The following is a 9125-nucleotide window of genomic DNA, read 5'->3' as shown; positions in this document are numbered from 1 at the left end:
CAGGTTACTAATTAACTGAAGTTTCCCAATTATTGAGTAGCTGAAATACACAATGCTGGTGTATCGAGGTTTATTTTAGGTGGTTTTGCCATGTTTATAGCAAACCCCTACTTAATTCCCCTTAGGCAATAGCATTTGAAACGAATGAAAAGACTATTTTTTTCATATAGTTGTAGCATAGTTTCAATTTTACCATAAATAATTATTGGGAAACTTCAGTTAATAAAAACACATTAATAAAATAGAACGATAGGATGTGCTGAGGCACGAAGCGCATCTATTGAGGAATAATAAAACAAAGTCTACGTAGGGCGTGGCTTTAGCCCGCCGTTGTACCGCTAAAAACAGATTTAAAGCGGGCTAAAGCCACGCCCTACGCTGTAATTATTGCCTTGTAATTCCCATAGCGGACTAAAGTCCGCTCTACTATGATTGTTTCTTATGGAAAAATTACTAAAGTCTGTATGGGGTGATGTATTTGCCGTTATTGCGGGTATTTTATTTACATTATCCTTTTCGCCTTTTGACTTTTCATTTTTAGTCTTTTTTGCCTTAGCCTTTTTTAGATTATCCTTAATTGATCTGACTGTGAAAAGGGCAGTTCTCAGAGGTTTTTTGTTTGGTTTTGGCATATTCGGACTCGGTGTATCCTGGGTATTTGCGAGTATGGTAGTGAATGAGCAGGCTGGTTTTGCATTGCCTATGTTTCTTACTCTACTTTATTGTAGTTTCTGGGCTATATTTCCGGCAATTTCTGCTTACCTGTATGTAAAACTACCTGTTAGTAATAGACTGGATTGGCTTGTTTTTTCTAGTGTCTGGATCTTGGTCGAGTACATCCGTGGAGAATGGGTTTTAGGTGGTTTTCCCTGGTTGCAAATTGCCTATAGCCAATTAGATAGTCCCTTATCAGGGTATATTCCCGTATTGGGGGCTTATGGTACTGGGTTAATCATGGCTATGATTTCTGCTTTGCTAATACAGGTTCTTCTAGATAAGAAATTTCGCAAGGTATATTTGTTGGGAATTATTTCTTTATTTAGTCTTGGTGCAATATTAAAAAGTGTGGATTGGGTGACTGTTTCAGGGAATCCAGTGAAAGTTTCACTTATTCAAGGAAATATTGCCCAAAAGGATAAATGGGCTGTTGAGAATAGAAACCTTACTTTGAAACAATACTATGATGATAGTGTGGCTCACTGGCAGTCGGATGTTATTATCTGGCCAGAAACTGCTATTCCTGCTTACTTTGAAGATGTTAAGGAGGATTATTTATTACCATTGGAGCGAGAAGCAATAGAGCATAATACGGATATTATCACCAGCCTGCCTTATAAGGATAAAGCAGGAAAACTATATAATTCTGTTTTAGTTTTAGGGGCAGAGCGTGCCATGTATAAAAAAATTCATTTATTACCATTCGGGGAATATTTACCCTGGCAGCCGGTATCTGGTTATTTATTGGGCTTAATGAATGTTCGATTGGGTGATTTTAGTTCGGGTAAAGTTGATCAGCCTTTACTTAAAGTAGCAGGACATCATTTTGTAACTTCAATTTGTTATGAGGATGCATTTGGAGAGCAGAGTATTCACCAGGTCGAGCAGGCAAGGTTCTTGGTAAATGTGACTAATGATGGCTGGTTTGATGGTTCGATTGAGCCATATCAGCATATGCAAATTGCCCGAATGCGGGCTCTGGAATCAGGTAGATATTTATTGCGCGTAACGAATACTGGTGTCAGTGCGATTGTGGATGAGAAAGGGAAAATTATCAGGCAAGCACCGGTAATGGAAAGGGCTGTAATAACTTCCGATATAAAGCCCATGAGTGGTCTGACCCCTTACGCACGGATAGGAAATAAGCCAATCATATTACTTATTGCTCTAATTTTATTTTGTTCACTTGTTGGTAGGTACTTCTTGAAAAGCAAAGATTAGCTTATAAGTTTAACTAGCCATAGAGCTCGGTTAGTTTTTTTATTTCTAAAAACAACTAACCCAGTCTACGTTTTATATTTTTTAAGTTCTGCCAGGTTAACTATGGATTTCTATATGTAACTCACGGAACTCATTAGTGAGTTTGTGATTTGGTGCATAATGAACCAGAGGTTGCGATTCACTATGTGATTCACGAACTTTGACCGACGGTGATATTTTACTGTTAAGTACGGGTAAGCCTTCTGCAATCAGTTCTTCTACTAATTGTCTAGGTAAGCGTGCCTGAGCTTGAAATTGGTTAACAATAATACCTTCAATTTCCAGGTCTGCATTATGGTCAGCTTTTACTTCACTCAAAGTTTGCATAAGTGTATATAAAGCTTCGCGAGCAAAAGTGTCGCAGTCAAAGGGTATTAAACATTTATTGGCTGCTATTAGTGCTGATTGGCTATAAAAATTAAGTACCGGTGGCGTATCAATGTAGATTTCATCAAAGTTTTCCAGTTTATCCAGCTCTTCCTTTAATTTGAATATTTTATAGCGTGATTCCAGACGTCCCTGTAGAGGTTCTAATTCTGGATGGGAGGGCAGTACAAATAAGTTAGGGAAAGGCGTTTCGTGGATAACATCTTCTAAACTAGCGCCTTGTCCACCAAATATCCCCAGGCTTAAACAGCCTTTAAAAAAATTGGCAATTGTTTTATCGGAGTCCGTTTCCTTTTGGCCTAATAAATACTGCGTTGCATTTCCTTGTATATCTAAATCAATTACTAACGTTCGTTTACCTTCCATGGCACTAATTGCCGCTAAGTTACATGTAATAGTAGACTTTCCGACACCGCCTTTTTGATTAAAGATTACTCTGCGCATTCTTTTCCCCAATAAACCTAACAATTAAAGTGAGTATTATATGTAAAATTATGACCGTATAAAAGTATTTGCCCCGCATTCAGGACATTCAGGAATAACACTGATACTTTTAAACGCAATCACTTTACCACATTTTTCACAACTTAATGTGCCAGGGGCAGTTAATTCGCCTGTTTTGTATGGATGGCTGTATTGCTTGGCTGTTTCTGATAGTTGTGCCAGTTCTATACGTGTTTTATCGGCAACATCGAGAAAGGAATCCAGGGCAAAATTTTCTAATAATTCGATGTCAAATTTAAGCCACTCGTTTAACGAGTCATTACTATTATCAGGTAATGAATAAGCTGCATGATGTAAGTCTCTTGAAACTGCATCAGCAATATGGCTAACTTCTTCTTGAGATAAGCCGCCTAGATCACTGATTTTTTCCTTTGCTGTTTCAATATTGTCTGCAATGGAATGGATAGTATCATCGGTTGCTTCATACATGTATTCCATGAAGTCATGGTAGGCTTTGGTTAATTTATTTTCACTCATCGCTGTCACTCCTTAAAAATGCTTTAGATTTACTTCGCTGTAAGGTATTCTAACGCTTTTGAATGCAAAAAGACGAGTAACAATGCAAGAAAATTATAAACCACTGGAAATTGAGTCTGAAGTACAGGCCCAATGGGAACAATCAGGCATATTTCAAGCCTCTGATGATGAGAGTAAAGAAAAGTATTATTGCTTGTCCATGTTCCCTTACCCTAGTGGTCGACTGCATATGGGGCATGTGCGTAACTATACTATTGGTGATGTGATTAGTCGTTACCAGCGTATGCAAGGAAAGAATGTGATGCAGCCGATGGGCTGGGATGCTTTTGGTTTGCCGGCAGAAAATGCGGCTATGAAACATAATGTTCACCCAGCGGAGTGGACTTATGAAAATATTGATTATATGCGTGATCAGTTAAAGCAACTAGGTTTCGGTTATGACTGGAGTCGTGAGTTAGCTACTTGTGACCCAGACTACTATCGTTGGGAGCAATGGTTTTTTCTACAATTACTGGATAAAGATCTGGTCTATAAAAAAACATCTGCTGTCAACTGGTGCCCCCATGATCAAACAGTTCTAGCAAATGAGCAGGTTATAGATGGTTGTTGCTGGCGTTGTGATACTGCGGTTGAGAAGAAAGATATTTCACAATGGTTTTTAAGGATAACTGCCTATGCTGATGAGTTACTCACTTCATTAGATAAAATGCCTGGCTGGCCAGAGCAGGTCAAAACAATGCAGGCAAACTGGATAGGGCGATCAGAAGGTCTGGAAATGAGCTTTGCGGTGGATGGGTTCGATGATGTTGAGATTTATACCACACGACCAGATACTTTAATGGGGGTTACCTATTTAGCTGTCGCAGCAGAGCACCCGTTAGCATTAAAAGCAGCGCAAGATAATACAGAGATTGCTGATTTTCTGGAAGAATGTCGGCATACGGAAACTTCGGAAGCAGCTTTAGATACCATGGAAAAGAAAGGTATCGATTCTGGCTTTCAAGCTAAGCACCCTGTTAGCGGTGAACTGGTTCCTGTCTGGATTGCTAACTTTGTACTGATGAGCTACGGTACCGGGGCTGTGATGTCAGTGCCTGCGCATGATCAACGCGATTATGAATTTGCCAAAAAATACGGTATAGCCATAAAACAGGTTATTTTTTCAGCTAGTGATAGTGACGACAGTATTGTTGAGCAAGCATTTACTGAGAAAGGTAAGTTACAAAACTCGGCTGAATTTGATGGTCTTAGCTCTGCTGAGGCGGTTAGTGCTATTGCCGATAAATTAGAAAGCCAAAGTAAAGGGCAGCGTAAAACAAATTTTCGCTTACATGACTGGGGTGTTTCCAGACAGCGATACTGGGGCGCACCGATTCCAATTATCTATTGTGATGATTGTGGCACGGTCCCCGTACCTGAATCTGACTTGCCTGTTGAATTGCCCAAAGACGTGGTACTGGATGGATCAAATTCTCCATTAGTTACACATAAAGCATTTTTACATGTCGATTGTCCCAAGTGCGGTAAGGGCGCTAAACGTGAAACAGATACCTTTGATACCTTTATGGAGTCATCGTGGTATTTTGCACGCTTTGCCAGTAGTAAAGCAGACTCTATGCTAGATGAAAGCGCTAAATACTGGTTACCTGTTGATCAATATATTGGTGGTATCGAGCATGCGATTTTACATTTACTTTATGCGCGCTTTTTTACTAAATTAATGCGTGATGAAGGATTGTTAGTCTGTGATGAACCATTTAAGGATCTATTAACACAAGGGATGGTGTTAATGGATGGTACGAAAATGTCTAAATCTAAGGGTAATACCGTAGATCCACAAGGCTTAATCGCTGAATATGGTGCTGATACAGTGCGTTTGTTTATTATGTTTGCGGCACCACCGGAACAGTCTTTAGAGTGGTCAGATAGCGGAGTGGAAGGTAGTTTTAGGTTTTTAAAACGCCTCTGGAGACAGGTGTATTTACATGTCGACGCGGGTCATTCCGTGCCATTACTGGATAAGCAAAATTTGACTAATGTCGAGAAGGAATTACGCAGGCATGTGCATCATGCGATTGAAAAGGTAACTGATGATATTGGTCGTCGGCACCATTTTAATACTGCTATAGCGACTAATATGGAGCTACTAAATACCTTTACTAAATTTAATGCTCAAAGTGATAATGCAACCGCCATACGCCAGGAAGCTTTGGAAATGATTGTCTTGATGCTGTATCCAATCGTACCGCATATTTGCCAGGAATTATGGGTGGGTTTAGGTAAAGAGCAGGATATTAATCGAACCTGGCCTGAATTAGATAAATCTGCATTAGTGCAGGATGAGTTGCAAATGGTAGTACAGGTTAATGGTAAGGTGCGCGGTAAAATAATGGTGGCATCAGATGCGAGCAAAGAAGATATTGAAGCGCAGGCTTTAGCTGAGGAGAGCGTGATACGCTTTCTTGACGGCAAAGCGGTGAAAAAACTGATTGTGGTTCCAAAAAAACTGGTGAGTATCGTTGTTTAATTCCTCTTTTAAAAACAGAGCTGTAACTAAAAGCAGCCTGATTTTTATTGCACTGTTGATGTTGACTGCTTGTGGTTATCACTTACGTGGTGCAATTGAATTACCTGAGGCATTAAAGACAATGTATGTCAAAGGAGCTTCACCAGAGTTGTCTAAAGCCATTAGGCGTATTTTTAGAGTTAACTCAGGGAAGTTAGTAGCTACGTCTGGGGAAGCGGGGATGATTTTAAATGTACTTGATGAATATTATCAACGCAAGACGGTTTCACTCAGTTCAACGGGTTACTCTAACGAATATGAGTTAATTTATCGTTTAACCTTTGACCTGCTTGATGCTAATGGTAATAAACTGGTTTCTGAGCAGACAATAGAAGTCTATAAGTCATACTATAATGCGCAGACTAGTGAGACTCTACTCTCTAAAGATAATGAAGAGATTGTTTTGCGTGGGGAATTGTATGAAGAGGCTGTGCGCATGGTAATTCAAAGAGCGCGATCAGAACTGAAGAAAACTTTGCCGTAATATGTGGATGAAAGCGGAACAATTACCTGCGACATTAACAAGGGGACTTGCGCCAATTTATTTACTAAGCGGTGATGAGCCTTTGCAATTAGGTGAGGCTGCTGACGCAGTGCGTCAGGCAGCTTATAAAGCGGGCTATGAAAACCGTAAAATATTAACAGTTGATGCAAAATTTTCCTGGGTGGACTTCCTGCAGGAAATAGATTCTATATCCATTTTCTCGGATAAGAAAATTATAGATTTACGTCTTCCTACGGGAAAGCCCGGAATGGAGGGCAGTAAGGCACTAATCAGATATTGCGAGCGCTTACCGGAAGACACGCTATTATTAATTAGTGCGGGTAAACTGGATAAATCAGCTAAAAAGTCAAAATGGGTCACGACGCTGGAGAAACAAGGTGTTGCTCTTCAGGTTTGGCCATTAGATGGTACTGATTTGGTGCAATGGATTCAGCAACGTATGCAGCGTAGAGGCTTGAGTACTGATAAGCAAGGATTGGGAGTAATTGCTTTGCGAGTAGAAGGGAACTTGTTGGCAGCACATCAGGAAATAGAAAAGCTGTATGTGCTTTATGGACAAGGAGTGTTAACAGTTGAACAAATTACTCAGGTGGTTGCAGATGCATCACGTTATGATGTTTTTAATCTTGTTAATGCAGCACTAACAGGCAGAGTGGATCGAATAAATAAAACCCTAACAGGGATACAGCAGGAGGGTATTGCTGCACCGATTGTACTTTGGGCATTAGCACGTGAAATACGTTCCTTAATTAGTATTCAGCAGCAACTGGATGCTGGGCAGCCACGCAATAGTGTTTTTATGCGACACCAGGTTTGGGATAAACGACAAAAACTGGTTAGCCATGCATTAAGCAAGCTTACTCGACAAGATTTAATGGGGGCTTTATTAATCGCAGTCAAAACCGACCGGCAAATCAAAGGCGAGCAAGAAGGTGATTGCTGGGAGAGTTTATTGGAGATAAGTTTGATGCTGGCGGGGAATTGATTTTGTATTTGGGGGATTATTTTTTGAAAGCGGGGAGTCGCTATTTTTGCGAAAGCTTGTTTTGGGCATCCCAGCCCAAGCAAGCAGCAAAAACTTAACGCGACCACTTATGCCTCCGGCGGCCCCGATTCGTCCTCGTCACCTCGTCCCGACCCAACAAGGGGTCGGAACATAGGCTCCAAATGACTTGACGCCGTGTCGGATGGCCTTTTATTTTGTCTCCACCTTCGCCAACGCTCAGACTCCGACAAAACAACGACCCTACGGCTATCGCGGACTAAAAATCATCACTTCGCTTACTTTGGGCATTAGCACGTGAAATACGTTCCTTAATTAGTATTCAGCAGCAACTGGATGCTGGGCAGCCACGCAATAGTGTTTTTATGCGACACCAGGTTTGGGATAAACGACAAAAACTGGTTAGCCATGCATTAAGCAAGCTTACTCGACAAGATTTAATGGGGGCTTTATTAATCGCAGTCAAAACCGACCGGCAAATCAAAGGCGAGCAAGAAGGTGATTGCTGGGAGAGTTTATTGGAGATAAGTTTGATGCTGGCGGGGAATTGATTTTGTATTTGGGGAATTATTTTTTGAAAGGGAGTTCAGTAGGGCATCTTGGTGTGCGCTACTGAACTCCCCTTTTTCTGGTAAAATTTCTGCAGTGCTACTAATTGAAGTAATCATTCAGGAATATCACTGAAACTGGCTTAAAAGCAGGGCGATTACTTATTATCCCTAAGGAATGTGAACGTATTAACTTAAACATTTCTGGGGCGCGGATCTTTAGTCCGCGTTTAACATGAAGGCTAAAGACCTGCACCCCAGTTGATTATGTATAAGTCATTTCATGCGCGATTGTAAGCTTAAAAACACCTCTATCTACCAAAAGAAAATAGGTGTCGAACAAGGTATGTGGTATGAGTGATTAGCGTTTTAACCACAGAGAGCACAGAGTTTTTTAGTTATGAACCGCTAGTGCTCTCTAACGCCATTTTGACATTTGTTATTAATGTTATGACGGATTAGTTTTTTACCAGTTTAATAGCATCCGCACTTGCTGTCCCGTTATCATTTTTACTGGATAATTCAACAAAAGCCGCAGAGCTGGCAGTAAAGCTATACTCGCCGAGGTAAACCCACTTACCTGCTAAAGACTGGTCGCGTTGATTAACAGAAACAATATTAGTGCCACTATCATGTTTAATAGTATAGGGTGCGGCTGTAGAGCGGTTATGATAATAAGTCCACCAGGCATAGACAGCATAAGTACCCGTTGTGGTGATGTCAGTATTCCAGCGAAAAGTTGAACCGCTTGAGCTATACAGTGAACCACCATTCCACGGGCTAGTCCCGGATGAATTTTTCCATGTGCCAGTATAGCTGGTGTTGTTATCAGTATTATCAATTATCAACTCTACAGTAATAGCAGAATCTGGTAGTGTTACTTCAATATTCAGCGTTGCACTATCGCTATTTTGACCATCCGTCACTTGCACGCCAAAACTATTTATTCCTTGATCAGCAGTACTAGGTGCCCCAGTTAAATCACCGTTTGCTGCAATCGTTAACCAGTCTGGACCGGAAGTTTTACTATACGTTAATTGATCGCCATCAGCATCACTGGCAGTATTGAACAGGCTACCTGCAACAGATTGCCCTGCTTCAATACTAGGTTCAGAGCACCTGATCTCGGGGAATTTACTTTGATCCCAGTTTAAAGAT

The 9125-nt window shown here is 40.7% G+C and carries 7 protein-coding genes and 1 pseudogene; 5 read left to right on the top strand and 3 right to left on the bottom strand.

Annotated elements, in window-relative coordinates:
- The first annotated feature begins 441 nt into the window (after positions 1-441).
- On the top strand, positions 442-1938 hold the full coding sequence (gene lnt / locus CDZ78_RS17395; protein WP_087871119.1) for an apolipoprotein N-acyltransferase: 1497 nt from the start codon (positions 442-444) through the stop codon (positions 1936-1938).
- Between the two features lie 96 nt (positions 1939-2034).
- Here lnt and CDZ78_RS17390 read toward each other — a convergent pair whose 3' ends face one another.
- Positions 2035-2808, bottom strand: coding sequence for a ParA family protein (locus tag CDZ78_RS17390; RefSeq protein WP_087871118.1), 774 nt, complete (start codon positions 2806-2808; stop codon positions 2035-2037).
- Between the two features lie 48 nt (positions 2809-2856).
- Positions 2857-3345 carry a zinc ribbon-containing protein gene (locus CDZ78_RS17385; RefSeq protein WP_087871117.1) on the bottom strand — a complete coding sequence of 163 codons (489 nt, stop codon included), beginning with the start codon at positions 3343-3345 and terminating at the stop codon, positions 2857-2859.
- Positions 3346-3427: 82 nt separating this feature from the next.
- On the opposite strand from CDZ78_RS17385, the gene leuS reads away from it, so the two are divergent.
- The 4 genes and pseudogenes from leuS to CDZ78_RS17365 all read left to right on the top strand — a co-directional run.
- The gene (leuS, locus tag CDZ78_RS17380; RefSeq protein ID WP_087871116.1) at positions 3428-5872 is read left to right on the top strand and encodes a leucine--tRNA ligase; all 2445 of its coding nucleotides are present in this window, start codon (positions 3428-3430) and stop codon (positions 5870-5872) included.
- Positions 5865-6395, top strand: coding sequence for an LPS-assembly lipoprotein LptE (locus CDZ78_RS17375; RefSeq protein ID WP_087871115.1), 531 nt, complete (start codon positions 5865-5867; stop codon positions 6393-6395). Before leuS ends, CDZ78_RS17375 begins: the two co-directional genes overlap by 8 nt.
- Positions 6396-6402: 7 nt before the next feature.
- Positions 6403-7401 (top strand): DNA polymerase III subunit delta, encoded by a 999-nt coding sequence (gene holA / locus CDZ78_RS17370; protein WP_307190514.1) that lies wholly within the window; start codon positions 6403-6405, stop codon positions 7399-7401.
- Positions 7402-7709: 308 nt separating this feature from the next.
- Positions 7710-7970, top strand: a pseudogene (locus CDZ78_RS17365) (DNA polymerase III subunit delta); the annotation flags it as partial.
- A 455-nt stretch (positions 7971-8425) separates the two neighbouring features.
- Here the strand turns inward: CDZ78_RS17365 and CDZ78_RS22310 are convergent.
- Positions 8426-9125, bottom strand: a 700-nt coding sequence (locus CDZ78_RS22310; protein WP_244559279.1) for a golvesin C-terminal-like domain-containing protein, incomplete at its 5' end; no start/stop codon positions are given.

It is taken from the genome of Bathymodiolus platifrons methanotrophic gill symbiont (assembly GCF_002189065.1).
Lineage (GTDB): Bacteria > Pseudomonadota > Gammaproteobacteria > Methylococcales > Methylomonadaceae > Methyloprofundus.
This window is presented reverse-complemented; position numbering and strand designations above follow the sequence as displayed.

Excerpts from the sequence above, each read along its gene's own strand:
- CDZ78_RS17390 (WP_087871118.1), bottom strand. The coding sequence starts at position 2,808 with ATGCGCAGAGTAATCTTTAATCAAAAAGGCGGTGTCGGAAAGTCTACT.
- leuS (WP_087871116.1), top strand. The coding sequence starts at position 3,428 with ATGCAAGAAAATTATAAACCACTGGAAATTGAGTCTGAAGTACAGGCC.
- holA (WP_307190514.1), top strand. The coding sequence starts at position 6,403 with ATGAAAGCGGAACAATTACCTGCGACATTAACAAGGGGACTTGCGCCA.
- lnt (WP_087871119.1), top strand. The coding sequence starts at position 442 with ATGGAAAAATTACTAAAGTCTGTATGGGGTGATGTATTTGCCGTTATT.
- CDZ78_RS17385 (WP_087871117.1), bottom strand. The coding sequence starts at position 3,345 with ATGAGTGAAAATAAATTAACCAAAGCCTACCATGACTTCATGGAATAC.